General features: G+C 44.8%; 10 protein-coding genes. All 10 read left to right on the forward strand.

Translation table 11 applies throughout. The annotated features are described in order from the left end of the window. The first annotated feature begins 42 nt into the window (after positions 1 to 42). The 10 genes from ACUTVW_RS05105 to ACUTVW_RS05150 all read left to right on the forward strand — a co-directional run bounded on the left by ACUTVW_RS05105 (position 43) and on the right by ACUTVW_RS05150 (position 18,586). On the forward strand, positions 43 to 2,592 hold the full coding sequence (locus tag ACUTVW_RS05105; RefSeq protein WP_445644983.1) for an adenosylcobalamin-dependent ribonucleoside-diphosphate reductase: 2,550 nt from the start codon (positions 43 to 45) through the stop codon (positions 2,590 to 2,592). Between the two features lie 363 nt (positions 2,593 to 2,955). Next, the gene (locus ACUTVW_RS05110; RefSeq protein WP_445644762.1) at positions 2,956 to 5,745 is read left to right on the forward strand and encodes a hypothetical protein; all 2,790 of its coding nucleotides are present in this window, start codon (positions 2,956 to 2,958) and stop codon (positions 5,743 to 5,745) included. Continuing rightward, positions 5,738 to 8,458, forward strand: a complete 2,721-nt coding sequence (locus ACUTVW_RS05115; protein ID WP_445644763.1) for a hypothetical protein — start codon at positions 5,738 to 5,740, stop codon at positions 8,456 to 8,458. The genes ACUTVW_RS05110 and ACUTVW_RS05115 overlap by 8 nt, the downstream gene beginning before the upstream one ends. A gap of 39 nt (positions 8,459 to 8,497) precedes the next feature. Beyond that, a complete protein-coding gene (locus tag ACUTVW_RS05120) occupies positions 8,498 to 9,067 on the forward strand; it encodes a flavin reductase family protein (RefSeq protein ID WP_445644764.1) in 570 nt (189 codons plus the stop codon). Positions 9,068 to 9,529: 462 nt separating this feature from the next. Further along, entirely contained in the window at positions 9,530 to 11,617 is a 2,088-nt protein-coding gene (locus ACUTVW_RS05125) for an acyltransferase family protein (protein ID WP_445644765.1), read from the forward strand. Between the two features lie 294 nt (positions 11,618 to 11,911). Next, complete coding sequence (locus ACUTVW_RS05130; protein ID WP_445644766.1) at positions 11,912 to 13,225, forward strand: extracellular solute-binding protein; 1,314 nt, start codon at positions 11,912 to 11,914, stop codon at positions 13,223 to 13,225. Between the two features lie 131 nt (positions 13,226 to 13,356). Continuing rightward, a complete protein-coding gene (locus ACUTVW_RS05135) occupies positions 13,357 to 14,238 on the forward strand; it encodes a carbohydrate ABC transporter permease (RefSeq protein WP_445644767.1) in 882 nt (293 codons plus the stop codon). A 36-nt stretch (positions 14,239 to 14,274) separates the two neighbouring features. After that, a complete protein-coding gene (locus tag ACUTVW_RS05140) occupies positions 14,275 to 15,129 on the forward strand; it encodes a carbohydrate ABC transporter permease (RefSeq protein WP_445644984.1) in 855 nt (284 codons plus the stop codon). A gap of 29 nt (positions 15,130 to 15,158) precedes the next feature. Beyond that, positions 15,159 to 16,988 (forward strand): sensor histidine kinase, encoded by a 1,830-nt coding sequence (locus tag ACUTVW_RS05145; protein WP_445644768.1) that lies wholly within the window; start codon positions 15,159 to 15,161, stop codon positions 16,986 to 16,988. Beyond that, positions 16,985 to 18,586, forward strand: coding sequence for a helix-turn-helix domain-containing protein (locus ACUTVW_RS05150; RefSeq protein WP_445644769.1), 1,602 nt, complete (start codon positions 16,985 to 16,987; stop codon positions 18,584 to 18,586). The genes ACUTVW_RS05145 and ACUTVW_RS05150 overlap by 4 nt, the downstream gene beginning before the upstream one ends. Positions 18,587 to 18,588: the final 2 nt, after the last annotated feature.

An 18,588-nucleotide genomic window follows, 5' to 3' on the forward strand; every position in this document is an offset into this window, starting at 1 on the left:
CTGATGAATTGAATTGTCTATTCGGGGAGGTTGATTTCAATGATGTCATCCAACAATACACAAACGAGTCATCCAGAGGATAACCAGGAAAACAAGCAAAAACTGCATGGGCTCAGCGAGAAAATATTTCTGGATCGTTATGCCTGGAAAGACGAGGATTCGAATCATGCAAAAATCGGAGATATCGTACTTGTGCTAACGAAGGATGATCCCAGGTTCCCGGTGAAGGAAGTGGGGCAGATTGTAGAGCGGCAGGGACAGCATGTTAAAGTACGGACGCGAAGCGATGTGATTATAGAGACCGATGTGGAGAAATTGACGCTCACGATAGAGAAGACACCAGAAGAGATGTGGGATCGTCTTGCGAGAGCGATGGCATCTGTTGAATCGACACCTGAAGAGCAGGTATTGTGGGAGAAGAAATTCCGTTCTGTGCTGGATGACTGGAAGCTGGTTCCTGGGGGGCGCATTGCTGCTGGTGCCGGAGCCAGTGATGAATTGACGCTGTTTAACTGTTATGTCATTCCTTCTCCGCAAGACAGCCGGGGCGGTATCATGAAGACGTTGACGGAAATGACCGAAATTATGGCCCGCGGTGGTGGGGTAGGTATCAATCTGTCTTCGCTTCGTCCGCGGCGAGCTATGGTAAAAGGCGTGAACGGTTCGTCCAGCGGATCGGTATCCTGGGGCGGTTTGTTCAGTTATACAACGGGCCTTATCGAACAAGGCGGCAGCCGTCGTGGTGCGTTGATGCTGATGATGAATGATTGGCACCCGGATGTGCTGGATTTTATTACGGTAAAACAAACGATGGGACAGGTGACCAATGCGAATCTGTCGGTTTGCGTGAGCAACGCGTTCATGGAGGCCGTCAAGCAGGACGGGGATTGGGAGCTTGTTTTTCCCGATACCCGTGATCCCGATTATGATATCAAGTGGGAGGGCGATCTGAGCCGGTGGAAGGCAGAAGGACATAAGGTCATTCCATATCGCACGGTGAAAGCGCGAGAAATATGGCATACGATTATTGAATCTGCGTGGAAATCAGCCGAGCCTGGCGTTGTATTCATGGAGTACTATAACCAGATGTCTAACAGCTGGTATTTTAATCCGATCATATGTACTAATCCTTGTGGTGAACAGGGTCTTCCCGGCTGGGGGGTATGTAATCTGTCGGCGATTAATCTGTCCAAATTCTATGATGAAACCAATCACGATGTGGCGTGGGACGAACTGGCGGAAACCACGCACATCTCGGTCAGATTTTTGGATAACGTGATTGACGCGACGCCGTATCATTTTGAAGAAAATCGATTAAATCAGCAGCGTGAACGCCGGGTGGGGCTTGGCACAATGGGGCTTGCGGAGCTAATGATCAAACTTCGTATCCGTTATGGCAGTACAGAGTCGCTTGATTTTCTCGATAAACTGTACGGATTCATGGCCAAGGAGGTCTATTTGGCTTCAGCCGAGATTGCTGCGGAGAAAGGTGCGTTCCCCGCGTTTGAGGTAGAACCTTACTTACAGAGTGGATTTATGAAACAGATGACAGCAACATATCCTGAGGTTGGAGAAGCCATCCGTGAAAATGGGGTTCGAAACGTGACGCTGATTACTCAAGCGCCTACGGGAAGTACCGGAACGATGGTGGGAACGTCGACCGGCATTGAGCCGTATTTTGCCTTTAAATATTTTCGCCAGAGCCGTCTTGGGTATGATGAACAATTTGTACCGATTGCTCAAGATTGGCTCGAGCAGCATCCCGGCGAACCTTTACCGGATTATTATGTGACTGCGATGGACCTTTCAGCTAAGAATCATATTCGGGTTCAGGCCAGGATTCAGAAATGGGTGGACAGTTCGATCTCCAAAACGGCAAATTGTCCGGCTGATTTTACAGTGGAGGATACGGCAGAACTGTATGAGTTAGCCTTTCATCTCGGTTGTAAAGGGGTAACCATCTATCGGGATGGCAGCAGGGATGTGCAGGTGCTCTCCACCTCGAAGAAAGAAGACGCCTCGGAGAAAGAGAACGGGAATACGGAGGTTAGGGCAGGTTTGCCAGCGACGGCCGAACAAGTAACAGAAGTTGTTGTGGATACGCAGTACAAACGCCGTCCGCAAGTGCTACGCGGTGCAACGTATAAGATCAATACGCCGTTTGGCATGGCCTATATTACGATTAACGATCTGGATGGTACACCCGGCGAGATTTTCCTCAATGTTGGCAAGGCAGGCTCGGATGTATTTGCGATGGCTGAGGCATTAGGCCGGGTCTGCTCTCTATTCCTGCGATATGGTGACCATGGTCATAAAGTGGAGCTTCTGATCAAACATCTGAAGGGCATCGGCGGTTCAGGGGCGATTGGCTTCGGAGCCAACCGGGTGGAATCCATCGCCGATGCCGTGGCCAAAGCACTGGAAAGCCATGTGCAGATGGATGAGGACAATGGAGAGAACGATGCTGAAGGTGAGGAGCAAAAGGCTTGTGTCCAATCGATAGACTTATGTCCTTCATGCGGTTCAGCATCGCTGATCAATGTGGAAGGCTGTAAAACATGTAGTAGCTGCGGTTACAGCAAGTGTAATTAAGCAGATTGAATGAAAAGTCCCCTATGGTTTTGGAATTATGACACTATTGTAATAATTGATTGCCGTGTTTATTAAGGTGAGTTCTATAACATATTTGAATAGATGCATCTATGGATAACAGATATTTGAACATTCAAGAGTTAAAAGACCTTGTAGGATAACGCTTTCGTAGCTTCAAGGTCTTGTTATTATCGAGTTGGCTAGGTCAGAGTTTTTGGGTGAATTGAATTTAGAGTATGAAAAATTTAGCTGATCTAACGACTTTTGGCGACTAAAGAGGCAGACTATTTAATTATCTACATGGTATAATTTTGAAGATATACATTTAGTAAGTATTCCATGAGAAACGAAAGGAGAAGTAGGATGAACAGAAACGAAGATGAAGGGGCAGGAATGGTTTCAAAAGTTTCTATCGGTGCCCGAAATCTTGGAGAAGAGGCAGTTAGGAAAACATTGCCGACGTTCGACTTGTTATTAAAACAAATTGAGCAAATCCGATCGAGTTCACTACACGTGGGAAACGATAACGGGATTCAAACTCCCCCTAATAACACAATTGGTATATTTGGCAAAAGAGGCACAGGAAAAACATCAGTTTTGTATACGCTGATTAATAAGTTAATACCTGCAGAACACAACAAACAAAAACACTTTAGATTTCATAATCATAACTTGGGAATTATTGAACCTGATCAATTCGGTGACAATACAAAAATTATGGGATCCATTGTCGGCTTATTAAAGAAGGCAGCTGAAAAACAGATCATGCTGATTAAAGATACTGGAAGTCATAGAAGATCAATCGATGCGTTCGAACCCTATTTTAACAAAGGAATTTTCATACCAGGCAATCCCCTTCAGCAACAACTAAATGATTTGATTGAGTATCACTTGTATACCGAAAGCGAATACCGTAATCTTCTTGTCCATACTTACGATGATCTGGCTACTCATATCAAAAAATCCTCTCACTTATTAACTCCGGATATCGAGTTTAAGGAAAAACTGCATGGTCTTATAACCTGTTTGGTTAAGAATCAGCGGATTTTGCTTCAGACTTCACAAGACAATAAAATAAAAATCGAGCCGCTTTTTTTTATTTTCATTGACGATATTGATTTGAAAATGACGAGAAGCCGTGAACTGCTGGAGGCAGTATTGCAATATGCAAATCACCCAAATGTCGTTACCGTTCTGTCAGGTGATTATGAAATTCTAAAGGAATCCGTCATGCTGGATTTAATAAGGGACGAACAACTGCACTTTAGTAATTTGAGGCCGATTAGTAAATTAAATGACAAAGAAACCATCATGGATCGAAAGAAAAATCTGGCACATGAATATATAAAGAAAATGATCCCTCCTGCACGAAGACATCAATTGTTGTACTGGAACAATAATACAATACCTGGATTTTCATTCGATAACGAAACCTTGATGGATCAACTTCTCAAGATGTTTGGCGAGTCCAGTCTGTTCAGCCATAGATCTGTTGGAGAAGAAAAGCTTCAGCCGATTACAATTAGTTATACGCTATTTGACAGAACACCTCGGGGGATTGTGAATGTTTATTATCATATTAATGAAATCAATCAACAATTTCCGCTCGAGATGGACGAGCATCGCAACATAAATAATCCAGAGTGGTTCAATATCGTAAAAGCACTTATTGATACGATTATTCTCTCTTCCACCAGATTGGTTGTGGAACAAGAATTTATCCTTGAACATTTTATAAGATGGGGAAACAATTCAAGTAACTCATATATTGATTATGCGGCTCTGAATTATGTAATAGACGAAGTAAATCAGAATGAAAAATCAACCCATCAAGAGAATTTGGATTTACTATTGTCACTAGTTCTGATCGGAGACATAGCTAAATCATTATTAATCAATATGAAGGTGGATCAAAATAAATGTCACGAGATTCAAAATCATTTGTTTGACTCTTTGTTGAAAAGCAAAGACACTAAAACAAAGCTGGGAAATATTGCAGAGTCGATTATAAAACATATTACTTTTCGAAATTCCCTTTTTTTTGTTGATCAGGCCTCGGAGCACACAGAATGGTTAAGTTACAAAAAAAGTGAAGGTAATGTTCATTCCGAAAGTCAGGAAATTCAAGAACGTTGGATGTTTATGTTAATAGCAACCTTACTGGAGAAAGACAAAGAACCCCAGTTGCTCGTTCGTTTATATTTACAATTATATCAACAAAACAGAAATGAGAAGAAACTGGATTATAGCAGGGGGATTTTAGATTTTCTTTCTGAACGGAGTTCCAGAACGGAACTATATGATTATTATTCAAATCTATACGCATATCCCCAACAGGATTGGTCCGAACTTATTTTCTCATGGGTTAGGAACACCACACACTTCAATGAGCTTTTTGTCAACATGTTGATTCAATTGAATTCATTGGATGATCATAGTTTTGATTCCTATGTCAAAGAAATTGGAAGTGAACCGGAGGGAGTTTCTGCTACAGCAGAGGCATCGCGTCTTAAAAAAATTCTCACCAATATTCAGAACCAGTCCAAAACGCAAGAACTTTCTTTGACACCAAATCAGAATGCCGCAATTCTAAGAAGAATCAAAAAATTCTATGAAGATCTTTTAAGTAGAATCAGAGACGATCATCAAGGGCTGTTTGAGGTTGAATGGAAATCGAGCGACTCAGTCAACCAAGCAATGGATGTTTTTTTAAATGGAACTGACGGCATGAAAACAAAATATAAAGAAGTGAAGGAATTGATCAAAAATAAAAAAGTACAAAACAAGTATGAAGCGTATGCGGACTACATAGAAAGACGTCATAAAGTCAGTAATCTTGCTAACAATTATAGAGTTTGGTTTGGAAGGAAAGAGGCTGATAACCTTATAAAGGTGCTTCGAGAGCAATCTTTTTTAGCTCCCAAAAACTTTTATGCAGTCGAGCTGCATGTCTTAAGACTTCTAAAGCCTTATCTTCTCCAGGTTAATGAAAATATTATCCAAGATCAAGAATACGAAGCTGCAAAAGTTCAGATGCGGCAGAATCTGAGCTCTGCGTTTGAGGAAGCAATGAGTATAACCAGCAGTGAATTAAATGCACTTGATATGGAATTATGGGAAGATGAAGATTCAGAGGAACGCGAAAATGCCTAGTAAAGTAAACTTGATGTTACATGTTGCATTTTTTCCTATTAAAGATCTATTGTTTGCACACAACATGGAACTGGTTGAGGTAGCGCGGAAAGTCCATCAGAACGAAAATAAAAGCCTTAGCTCCAGTTATAAACTGAGGAGTAAGTTGTATCCCTCACTTTTGACCCTATGTCGATCGTCGACTCTGGATCAGATCGATCTGTTACTGGAGAAGTTTCACCCCTATTTGTTTCGCCAATTTTTTGGTTCAGACACGATGACTTTGGAGGAGATGGAACTTCAGCTTTACAAATATTATTTTAACCTCATAGGACACTTCGCTCGTGCATTGTTGTCGCATCGGGACGGAGAGATGGTTTTTAAGTATTGGAAGCAGGAGGTTCATGCAGACGAGAAGCACTTGGCTGATGTGTGGGAAGCTTTTACCGAATTCGATAAAGTTCATATGTTTAGCACCTTGAGTCGTCTCCTACCTCTGGATTTATTTATAGTTAAATATCATGCAGATAATTATTTACTTGAACCGCTCCAACTTGATGGACTATATCAACATATCAACTTAGCAGATGCCCCGCTACATGACGTTTTGCGGCAGGGAGTAGCGGAAAATCATATGCATGCGAGTGCAGCTTCTACGTTTACGTTGCTGTGGCAAGCCTGTATGAACTTTAATGGGATTTTCAAAGATAATATTGTGGGAGATTATATCAGAACATTTAAAACTTCCTTCTCTTCTACTTCCACGCAGGTAGGAGAGTACCTCTTGACTGCTCAACTCTTAAGGCGTGTACTGTGTTATTATTTTGATTCCGGAACAACAATAAAAATCAGCAAGTGGATGGTTTCCTTTACAGCTAAGCCATTTGGAAGATTGAATGAGTTATTATTCAATGATCTTCACTTTGCTTCAATTGAGGAATTGAAAGATAACTTGGAAGTCTTAAATAAAATGTTTAAAACAAACATTGAGCATGACGAGACAGATTGGGTTTTTGACATTTTCGGTGAATACAAGCATATCAATACGTACGGCGAGTTTGTATTCATGCAACAGGTGATGAAATATATTGAGTCTAAAGACAGAGAAAAGCGAAATCCTGAAACGCAAGAAGTGTTAACTTTGTTTTTTCGGTACATCCGGATCAAAAATGAGTTCTATCAGCAAGTAAACCAATCTAAGGCGATTAACGGGCTTGACTACTTCCGTACTTATTTCAGCAGAGCGACCGGCATCTTTGATTCGAAAAGTGAACGTTTCTATCTGGATATGTTAAGGAACTTATTTCAGAATCAATATTTGCAGAAAGTTGAGTTTAGAATTTCGATCGAGAAGCGGGAATCGCATAACAGACTCACAATTTTGCGAATTCTTAAAGCGTATCGCTTAATTTTAAGCGAGGATTACAATGTTGACCAGGACCGTCAATCTTCTTTTCCACGTATTGGAATTGTCTATCATCTGATGAAGGAAAAGGATGATCTGAATAAGGATTGGAGGCTCGCAAATAGTGAGGGTCAAATTGACAAGCTTCATTACGGAAAAATCCAACGGAGTTATTTGGATAAGATTAAAATGATTTTGAATCTGCGTAACCGTATCCCCTATTTGTCCCATTTTATTGTCGGATTGGATGCGGCCAGCCTAGAAAATAACACGCCGGTTCAGGTATTTGCTCCGGTATATGGTGTAGCAAGAAACAGCGATAACGACAAAATGATGAAAATTGATCATAACGGCAACAAGATTAAGCATCAAAGTTTGTTTTTTACTTTTCACGCTGGTGAAGACTTTAGGCATTTAAATTCTGGTTTGCGCCGAATCGATGAGGTTATCGATTATTGCAAGTTTCATTCGGGAGATCGAATTGGGCATGGAATTGCGCTGGGCATTTCAGTAGAAGAGTGGGTGAAAGAAAACAGCAAAGTCATTATTCCGCAAGGAGAATATCTTGATAATCTGTTGTGGATATGGGGAGTGTACACCAAGATATCAGATATCAACTACAAAACTCATTCGTACTTGCAACACAAAATACATGAGGTGGTTAAAAATATACTTGCCAACGAGTTCGACTACGGTATTTCCATTGAAATGTTATATGAAACATACAAAAGACGCTTTAAAGAGATTCCAGAAATTCTTGAAATGGGTAATATCTCGTTTACGGATAACGAGAACGAGTTGAGTCAAACGAAGTGGAGCCCCGATCGCATTATGCGTATGTATCACGATCGTATTTATCTCGAGAGGTTCGCCGCACCTATTTATGTTAACACTACGGATATAGAGAAGGAAATTACGGTGGATATGCAACGCTATGTCAGGCGAAAAGTAGCTATGAACGGTATTGTTATTGAAGTGAATCCATCCTCTAACCATACCATTGGGGAGATGAATTCACTCTTCGATAATCAATTTTTTCAGATCAATAAGCCGCATGACAAAGAATTGGATAATATCATGATTAGTATTAATACGGACGATCCAATCGTATTTAATACTAATATCAGTAATGAAATTGCTTACTTATATTACGGTATGCTTTATCGGGGAATTGGAAAAAGTGCTGCAATTCACTGGATCGAAAGTATTCGAAAATCCGGGATGGATACGTCTTTCATTCGCGACAACATCAGCAATTATGACTATTTAGAACAGTTGGATCGTCTTATCATGGCGCTTCAAGATCCTATGTATTGTGAGGAATGTTAGTGTATTCCAAACTTGAAAAGAGAGGAGCGAGCTGAGTACATGCATAAACCGATTAATGAACCTGTTTTTTATTCTTATCCCGGCATGGTTGCAGTGGTAACTTCGCGTCATGGAGATGTGCAGAATGTGATGGCTTCTGGTTGGCATACATATATCGGGTCTTCTCCGAGCGTGTATGGCATTTCGTTGCGCAAAGAAACCTATTCTTACCAACTCATCGAGCAGAGCGGTGTATTCGGAGTTCATTTTCTACCTGCCCATCGGTCAGAGTGGATTCAGGCCGCAGGAACGTTTAGCGGGAAAGACACAGATAAGTTTTCAGAATTTGGCATCACCTACAGTGAGGGAATGCGAGTCAATGTACCTATTCTGGATGATGCGTATTTTGCTTATGAATGCAAGGTGATTGATATTACAACCTATGGTGACCATGAGTGGATTGCAGGCGAGGTACTGCAGCGTTATCGGGATGATGATTACTTTATGGATGATGGGCTGGTCAATCTTGAAAAGCTGCAAATTCCAATGTACACAGGTCGTTCCAGCTACCGTATTCTGGATGCAGGCGCCACAGAAAAGATTCACCCGTTCCACCTCCTGGAGTCCTAGGAATGAAGGAGCAATTATGAGCAAAACTTTCAATCCGCTCGGAGATCGGTTTATAATGGATAGTGGCTGCTGAGTAAGTCGGCAGCTTTTTTCTATTTGAACAGGCTCAGGTAATTATGTCCAGTCCATGTAAAGCACTATATTAAACGTTAGATATAGAGTATGATTTTACAGCTGGTTGTACGGGGAGGAAAGGTTACATCGGTTAAACGGGTTTGTAACTATTCTTGTCATTTATATAGATGGTTTTAGAAGTATAATGCTAATCGTAACCGTGAACTCACGAAAATATATAAGATTCACAATCTATACAACTAAATCTATAGGCAGTTCGTCTTTGTTATGTTGTAAATGAAAGATGGAAGGTGCAATACGTATGATAATAACAACCAGAATGACCGAACGTTTCAGGATGCCCCGATCTCGATGGATGTGGACTCGCAGTAACAAGGAGGGGCACGTATGTCACAATCAGTGAAAAAAAAGAGGCATATGAACGGACTGGATGGTTTGCGAGCCATCGCGGTACTTGGCGTAATTGCTTATCATCTCAATTTGGATTTTATTCCGGGCGGCTTGCTCGGTGTAGGTATATTTTTTGTGCTGTCGGGTTACTTGATTACAGATATTTTGTTATCCCAGTGGCGAGAACATGGACGCATTGCTCTTGGTGATTTTTGGTTAAGACGTTTTAGACGCTTGCTGCCTGGCATGGTGACTGTGACAGCCGTTGTAATGCTCTGGCTGTTATGCACAGACTCATCCCGGCTTGCTTCACTGAGAGGGGATATTTTATCCGGTGTTACGTACATAAGCAATTGGTGGTATATCTTTCACCATGTTTCGTATTTTGAAAGTTTCGGCCCACCATCGCCTTTTGGACATTTCTGGTCACTGGCTGTCGAGGAACAGTTCTATCTGATCTGGCCTCTTCTGTTGATCGCATCGATTGTGTTGCTCAAAAGAAAAGGATGGCTCGTTGTTTTCATTGTTGTTGCAGCTGAACTATCGGCTGGTGCAATGGCCATCATGTATAACCCGGATCTAGATCCAAGCCGTGTATATTATGGAACAGATACCCGTGCGTTTGCCCTGCTTGCAGGGGCTGCGTTAGCTGTAGTCTGGCCGAGCCGTAAGCTGTCCGGCACACTACCTGCGATGAATCGGCTTGTATTGGATGCATCAGGGGTGGCAGCCCTGGCGGTGTTGATCTATATGATGCTGAATACCAGTCAATACGACTCGTTCCTGTATCAGGGCGGTATGGTGCTGCAAGCCATTGCGGCGACAATACTGGTGGCTGTACTCGCGCATCCTTCATCGTTCCTGGGACGGATCATTGGGGCAAAACCACTACGCTGGATCGGTGAACGTTCATATGGGCTTTATCTGTGGCATTATCCCGTCATTGTCCTGACGAGTCCTGTTGTAGATACAGGTGGTGCTCATCCTGTACGTATGATGTTACAGGTAGCTGCAACGGTTGTACTGGCATCCATGTCACTAAAATATATTGAGAACCCGATCCGATATAACGGATTTCGTGATTCGTTGTCCAAACTGTGGGGAAACGGGTGGACTTCCCTCGTTCCCAGGCATGTATGGTGGAAACGTTCAGGTCTGCTGATGACATTACTGTTATTATGTTATACGGTGTCACAGATGGTACTGCCTGTATCAGCTAATTCAGATTCCCATTCGGTATCGATGTCTACCGTGTTCAATGGAGAGAAATCTGCCGAAGAAAAGGGTCAGGATGTTGTACCGGCTGCAACCAAACCTTCGGATTCCGGGAAAAAGGATCAAGCGGCTCAGTCAGGTCCTGAATCAGGGTCGGATGGGAAAACGGATGGAAATAACAAGTCTGAAGCCGGATCTGCAGAAGGCTCGAAACAGGGCAAGCCGGATGATTCATCCAATGTTAGTGGGGATCAGGACAAGACGTCCGAAAATCAGCCTGATTCCAATTCGTCCGCATCTGGCGACGAAGAAACGGATCCACCGAGTTCGAAACCAGATGGTGGTGCAACCGATGCGACGGATTCAGGCCAAAAAGATACACCTCCGCTACCTGTCGTAAAGGATGGGAAAATCCAATATACCGTTATCGGAGACTCGGTTATTCTGGATGCCAAGCCTTATCTGGAGCAGAGTGTATCCGGTGTGTACGTCGATGGTCATGTCGGCCGTCAGATGTGGCAAGCCGGGGATGTGTTGAAGGATCTGAAGCGTAACAAGCTAATGGGCAGCCAAGTGGTGCTGGAGCTTGGAACGAATGGTTCATTTAACTCCAAAAATTTAAAAGCTGTGCTGGATGGGTTGAAGGATCGAACCCGAGTATACCTTGTCACGGTACGTGTGCCGCGTCCTTGGGAGCGAACGGTCAATAAGGCTCTGACGGATGCAGCCTCCAGTTATAGTAATGTTTCTCTTATTGACTGGAATCAGGCGAGTGAAGGTCATGACGAATATTTTGAAAAAGACGGGGTGCATCTGACGGCAGAAGGTTCTGAAGCTTTTGCAGCTCTCGTGAAAAGCAGTCTTCGGTAACAAGTTGATTAAACTGTAGGAACCTGTAATTCGAACTTATCTATGTATTCTATTCAGTAGTGTTACGTTATACGTTCATCAAGTAGAGTCTATATACATCCTTAAAGTCTCTCCCTGAGGGCAATGTGTTGAAGTGATTTTTGACTTCTTGACATTGTCTTGGGGAGGGCTTTTTTTATTAGATAGACGGAAAACCGATATTATTCACCCCTGCATCCGTGGATCGTCACCTTATGTTATGGTAGCGTTACCATTTACAATACAAGTACCAAATGCTCAAGGGGGAGTATAACGATGTGGAAAAAGTGGTTTTCAGGCATGTTGGCATTAAGCTTATTTGCAGTTATTCTGGCAGGATGCACAAGCGGTGATTCATCCGAAACAGGCAGTGGGAAAGACAAAGTCTCCGTGACCATCTGGCATAACTGGACCGGACAGGACGCCAAAGCGGTGGCGATGCGAAAGATTATCGAGGATTTCCGCACGGCACATCCAGAGATTGAAGTGGTGGATGAAGGCTTGCCAACGGACGGTCTCAAAACTAGACTGCGCACGGTTGCGGCAGCCAACGAGATGCCAGATCTATTCGTTATGTGGCCAGATGCGATGACGAAGGAGTTTGTGAAAGGGGATCTGTTGCAGCCGATTAACGCAGAGCTGGATGCGAAGCCGGATTGGAAAGAACATTTTATTCCGAATGCGCTGGATGGATACACGGTAGATGGCAATATTTATTCTGTGCCGATGAATCTGGCACCCAGCTCTTTTATTTATTACAACGAGGCGCTTTTCAAGGAGCATAACGTAAAAATTCCTGAAACTTGGGCTGAGTTGGAGCAGGCGGTAGCTACGTTTAACGAAAAAGGCATTATCCCGATGGCGCTGGGTAACAAAACGAATTGGGTGGCACAGTCCACTATTTTCAGTACGCTCGCTGACAGGGTGACGGGTACAGACTGGTTTTTGAAGGCGGTAGCCCAGGACGGGGCAAGCTTCACCGATCCGGATTTTATTGAAGCGTTGAAGAAAATGCAGGAGCTTGGCAATATCAAAGCTTTCCAGGATGGATTCAACAGTATCGATGAAACACAGATGATGCAGCTTTATTTTCAAGGGAAAACGGCTATGGTCATGAACGGCGGGTGGGCGCTTGCAAACCTCGTCAACAATGCACCGAAAGAGGTGTTAAGCAATACACATATTACGATTTTGCCCCCTGTGGAGGGAGGCAAGGGAGAACCAAGAACAACATCAGGCGTCGTTGGAACAGGTCTTGGTGTCAGCAAAAAGCTGAGCGGTGCCCAAAAAGAAGCCGCGATGGAGTTGTTCTACGCACTGGCTGGGCCGGATGGCCAGAAAGCTACGCTGGATAGCAGCACCCTTGTGAGCTACAAGATTGATCTGGATAAGTCCAAAGCGCATCCGTTGTTCGTGGAGCTGTACGATCTGATGCAGGAAGTGAAAATTACACCGGTATACGATTCCAAGCTGGGGTCGGCTACGGTTGAGGTGATTAACAACGGGTTGCAAGAGCTGCTGATGGGTGGCAAAGCAGAGGACATTGCGGGCCGAATCCAGGCAGCGCAGGCAAATGCAATGAATCAATAGGCTGCTACTCGCTGCTGATTAATCAAACCACTGTTTATTCCCCTTCCCGGCAGGGGAGGGGTTTTTAGATCAGAGATCGAAGTCCGATGCCGGACAGAACAGAAAGGCATTAACGAGGGGAAGTGAACCGATTGAACCTATTGCAAAGTCGGCGTTTTATTATGCTGGGGCTTGCTCCGGCTGTCATCATCTATGCATTGTTTGTGTTTGTGCCGGTTGTATGGTCAGCGTATTATGGCTTTTTCAACTGGTCGGGCATTGGAGCATCCAAGTATATTGGTTTAAACAACTACGTGGAAATCTGGAATGACGCGATCTTTTGGCGGGCTTTGAAAAATAACGTCATTTTTGTGCTGGCTTCGGTATTTGGCCAGATTCCATTAGCACTCATGCTGGCCGTTATGCTGCATAAAAGCAATCCGCTCCAGCGGTTTCTACGCTCAGCTGTATTTCTGCCGATGGTATTGTCTACCGTGGTCATCGGCATGATCTGGCAGTACATTTATCATCCGCAGATCGGGATTCTCAATTTTCTACTGGATGCGTTAGGGCTTGAGAGCTGGAAGCTGCAGTGGTTATCCGATGCCAGGATCGCCATATTTTCACTCGTGCCGCCACTTCTCTGGAGTTTTGTTGGATTGTATTTGATCATCTTCATCTCGGCCTTGCAGAACATCCCGGGTGAAATTCATGACGCAGCCAAAATAGATGGTGCATCAGGTATCCGCAAATTGGTGTCCATCTCTCTTCCAATGATCTGGGGCACGGTTCAGGTGGCGATTATCCTGTGTATTTCAGGCAGTCTGAAATCCTTTGATCTCGTCTACATTATGACAAAAGGCGGGCCAGCTCACGCTACGGAGCTACTTGCTACGTATATGTATAACTCGACATTTACAACATACCGCTACGGTTTCGGTAGTGCAATCTCAACAACCATTGTTCTGATTTCCTTGCTGCTCATCGGAACAAGCCAGTGGGTGACTAGCCGGAAACGCAAAGAAAACCGATAGAAAGGAGGCACGTACATGCAAATAACACCTGTGTCTATGACAACACGAAGAGGCCGTGCAGGGCAACCCGTTCGCCGGATTCGCAGCGGAATCGTTTGGACGCTGCTGACGGTCTATGGTATTTTAACATTGTATCCGTTTTATTGGCTCGTGATCAGTGCGTTCAAAACCAATGAAGATTTCTACAGCAGGCCTTTTGGTTTGCCAGCTCACTGGAATACGGCTAATTTCACCAATGCGTGGGAAAGTTCGAAACTGGGAACTGCTTTTGGCAATTCACTAACGGTATCGATCGGGTCGCTGATCTTGACATTGTTTATTGCTGCCCTGGCTTCCTTCATTCTGGCACGATTCCAGTTTCGCTGGAAAGGGCTGATTATGACGTTTTTCGTTGTAGGCATGCTCATCCCGATTCATAGCACCCTCGTTCCTTTATTTATTTTGATGAAACAGATGTCCTTGCTCAATACGTATTGGGCATTAATCCTGCCGTATACGGCGTTTGCATTGCCTACGGCGATCTTTGTGCTTACGGCGTATCTCGTCAGCATTCCGCGTGATATTGAGGAAGCGGCATTTATGGACGGAACAGGGCTGTGGGGGCTTTTCACCCGAATTATGCTTCCAATGTCACTGCCTGCGCTTTCCACCGTGACCATTTTGAGTTTTCTACATGCGTGGAATGACTTTTCTTTTGCCCTTGTATTTATTAATAAAACCGGATTAAAAACGTTGCCACTCGCCATAGCGAACTTTGCAGACGGATATCAGACTGATTATGGTCTAACGCTTGCTGCCATGACCCTGTCGGTTATTCCAACCATTATTGTTTATCTGATTTTCCAGGAACAAGTCATGAAGGGCATGACAGCAGGCGCAGTCAAAGGGTAAACGAAAGCGTATCCAAAGGAGGAACAGAGTTGGTTCGCTGGCTTACATCTTCACTGCAACGAAAGCTGTCCGTGGTGGTCACAGCTTCGATGATTGTGCCGCTGCTGGCGCTCGGACTGTTTGCTTTCCTGTTTGCTTCACGCATCACAGAGGAAAAAACGAAGCTGTCGGGCATGGACACGCTGAAACAGGTGGAGGCGAATCTTCGTTATATGCTTCAAGATGCTGAGAATTTGTCCATTTTCCTGATTGGAGAACGGGATATTCAGCAGTATCTAAGCCGTAATGAAGACCATGAACTGGATCGCATTGATATTTTAGGCCGAATGACCAACCTCGCTGCCTCCAAAAAGTACATCGCCAACATAGCGATATATCCTGGAAGGTTCGACGCCGCGTTGTCAACCGCCACGTGGTATGAAGCAGACGGGGAACGGATGTTTAATCCCTCCCTCCCTAGTGGACATGCGGATAAGAGGTGGACGGGAGTATATCCGGTACGAAATTATGCCGGAATTCAGAATGTCATAACCTTAATTAGGCCTATTCGCAGCATTCATGACTATCGTCCCATCGGCTGGCTCGCGATCAGTCTGGATGAAAAGATCATCACCAAAGGATGGCCTGCACTGGGACTAGGGCAAGGAGAAGGTAGACTAGAGCTGATTGGCAACACCGGAGATATCCTGTCTTCCATGGATAAATCCCGGCTTGGACTTCATGTATCTGATCTGGAACCAGGACTCATCACGCGCATTCAGAAGGGGCACAGTGGAACGACAACGTATGGTGAGGAAGAATTCAAGCGTACTGTGCTTTATTATGCTGAGGAAATGACGGGCTGGACGCTGGTTGGAACGGTTCCTTATGAACAGTACAAGTCTGAAAATAGTTACATTTTGATTTTAACTGCGGTTGCAGTTGCCCTGTCTGCGTTAATCAGTGGCGGTTTGATATGGTTCACGGTTCGCAGGGTTACAAGGCCGCTGCTTTTATTAAACAGGCATCTATCGCGGATTGACCCGAAGCGTCCATTGCCCTTATTTCGAGCGGAGAGCGATGACGAGATTGGTAAACTGGGCGAGAGTTATAATCTGCTTGGGGCACATATCGAGTTGCTGAAGGAAGAGATTATCCGCGGTGAAGCTCGTAAAAAAGAAGCGGATCTGCGTGTGCTCCAGGCACAGATCAATCCTCATTTTCTATATAACACACTCTCCTCCATTCACTGGATTGCGTTGATGTCCAAGGAAAATCGAATCGCAGATATGGTGGAGGGACTGAGTGATTTTCTACGCATTAGTTTGAATAAAGGACAGGATTATTGCCCGGTTGCTCAAGAAATTGCGCATATCCAGCATTATGTGCGAGTACAGTCGATTCGTTTCCCGGATCAGTTCGTGCTGCATTATATTGTTGATCCTGCATTGGAGCAGCGAATGATGCTGAAGCTTCTGCTACAGCCATTAGTGGAGAATGCCATGATTCACGGGATTCAGAAGGCAGGAAGACAGGGGACCATTACAATCATGATTCAGAAGGACTCGGTAGCTGAACGTATGAACATCCTGGTGCTCGACGATGGTGCGGGGATGGCTCCGGATAAGTTGCAACAATTGCAGGCAAGCCTTGTACCCGCAGATGAAAGTGGCATGCTGCCATCCGGCAGTCATTCAGAAGGGAAGCAAAAAGGGAAGCAACTGGAACATTCATGGTCTGATGGAGGTTATGGTCTCCGTAATGTAAATGAAAGACTGCTGCTCTACTATGGGACGGATGCGCTCCTTGAAGTGAACAGCAGAGAGGGCGGGGGTACCCGGATTTCGTTTTCCATTCCAATCCTGGAGGAATCGCCATGAGATTATTAATTGTTGATGACGAAGTTATTATTCGCACAGGTCTCGCTAGTGTCATTGCCTGGCATGAGCTCGGTATTGATGTTCTTCAGCCTGCCGCTTCGGCGGAAGAAGCATTGACCCGTCTAGCCGAGGAACGTCCACATATCTTGATGACGGATATTCGGATGAATGGAATGTCTGGGCTGGAGCTGGCGGAAGAAGCGTTGCATCTGCTTCCAGGGCTGGAGGTCATTATTTTATCGGGTTATGATGATTTCTCTTACGCCCAGCAGGCTATTCGCAACGGGGTCAAGGACTATCTGCTCAAAACGAGCAAACCGGAAGAGATCATCAAAACGGTATTGCAAGCCAAGGCGAGAATTGCCGAACGGTGGACAGAAAAGTCTCGCGAAGGACAATGGTTACGTGAGAACCGGGAGAGGCAGTTTGCCGGGTGGGTAATCGAAGGCAATACCGATTCGGGGAGTTGTCCCGTTTTTTTGGCATTTGGCGAGGAAGCCGCGTTTCCCGTTCAAGATATTCAGTATGGAAGTAATGGTAATCGATCTAAGAGCAGACAGGTTGTTTTGATTCATGCGGAAGGCTGGGGCCGTTCTTCGGATGCGTTGCTCCGGTTCGCTGTGCAAAATATGCTGGAAGATGTGCTGCCAGGAGCAATAGCTCAGATTGAGAAGCAGCATATTGTCTGCATTCTGCCTTACACTTCTGAGATGGGCGTAAGCATATATAGATTGGAAGATGGGTTATACCGGGTGGAACAATGGTTGAAATGTACACTTCGGGCAGCCGCGGGTGAGGCTGTTCACCGCGCCTCTGAACTGCACCGTAGCTATCAAACGGCGCTGGCAGCTTTTCGCTACCGTGGGCTAATGGAAGCTAAAGTGTGGAGATATGAAGAAATCAGCGGCCGGCAAGGTGGCAAAACGGTTCTGACACATGAGGAGGAAACCACACTCGGCACGTTGTTGCTCGATCATGATCCGGTCGCACTAACGACGTGGATTCGTGAGCTGATTACGAGAATGATTGCTGAACCGGGCGTCACACCCGGATCATATACAGCTTGTCTACACTCGGCAGTTATCGCAGGACACCGCTGGCTTGCGCGCACACTACAGGCGATTGGAAGAGAACAACCGGCCCGGCTCGAACCCTGGACTCCGGACGCGGATAAGACACCTGCAGAGATAGGAGACGAACTGTTTCATCATCTGTACGATCTGATGGATACATATCATAGCCGTATGGGACAGGGGCAGGCCGCACATGTGCAAAAAGCGATCGGTTATATTGAAACCTCACTGACACAGGATGTCAGCTTGCAGCAGGTGGCTGGGCAAGTTCATTTGCATCCAGGGCATCTCAGTGAGTTGTTTAAGAAAGAAATGGGTGTAACCTTTGGCGACTTTGTTACGGACATGCGGATTAGACGGGCGATGGATATGCTCGCAGTGTCGCCGGCGAAAGTGAGTGAAATCGCTGCAATTAGTGGTTACGAGGATGTGAAGTATTTTAGCAGACTGTTCAAAAAGCATACAGGCAAGACTCCGAGTGAATACCGGGAGCAGGCACTTGTTTACAAATCTTCAGGCAGTTAGAC

It is taken from the genome of Paenibacillus sp. TSA_86.1 (genome assembly GCF_052691815.1).

Coding starts and splice junctions, on each gene's coding strand:
- ACUTVW_RS05105 (WP_445644983.1), top strand. CDS start 43: ATGTCATCCAACAATACACAAACGAGTCATCCAGAGGATAACCAGGAA.
- ACUTVW_RS05110 (WP_445644762.1), top strand. CDS start 2,956: ATGAACAGAAACGAAGATGAAGGGGCAGGAATGGTTTCAAAAGTTTCT.
- ACUTVW_RS05115 (WP_445644763.1), top strand. CDS start 5,738: ATGCCTAGTAAAGTAAACTTGATGTTACATGTTGCATTTTTTCCTATT.
- ACUTVW_RS05120 (WP_445644764.1), top strand. CDS start 8,498: ATGCATAAACCGATTAATGAACCTGTTTTTTATTCTTATCCCGGCATG.
- ACUTVW_RS05125 (WP_445644765.1), top strand. CDS start 9,530: ATGTCACAATCAGTGAAAAAAAAGAGGCATATGAACGGACTGGATGGT.
- ACUTVW_RS05130 (WP_445644766.1), top strand. CDS start 11,912: ATGTGGAAAAAGTGGTTTTCAGGCATGTTGGCATTAAGCTTATTTGCA.
- ACUTVW_RS05140 (WP_445644984.1), top strand. CDS start 14,275: ATGACAACACGAAGAGGCCGTGCAGGGCAACCCGTTCGCCGGATTCGC.
- ACUTVW_RS05150 (WP_445644769.1), top strand. CDS start 16,985: ATGAGATTATTAATTGTTGATGACGAAGTTATTATTCGCACAGGTCTC.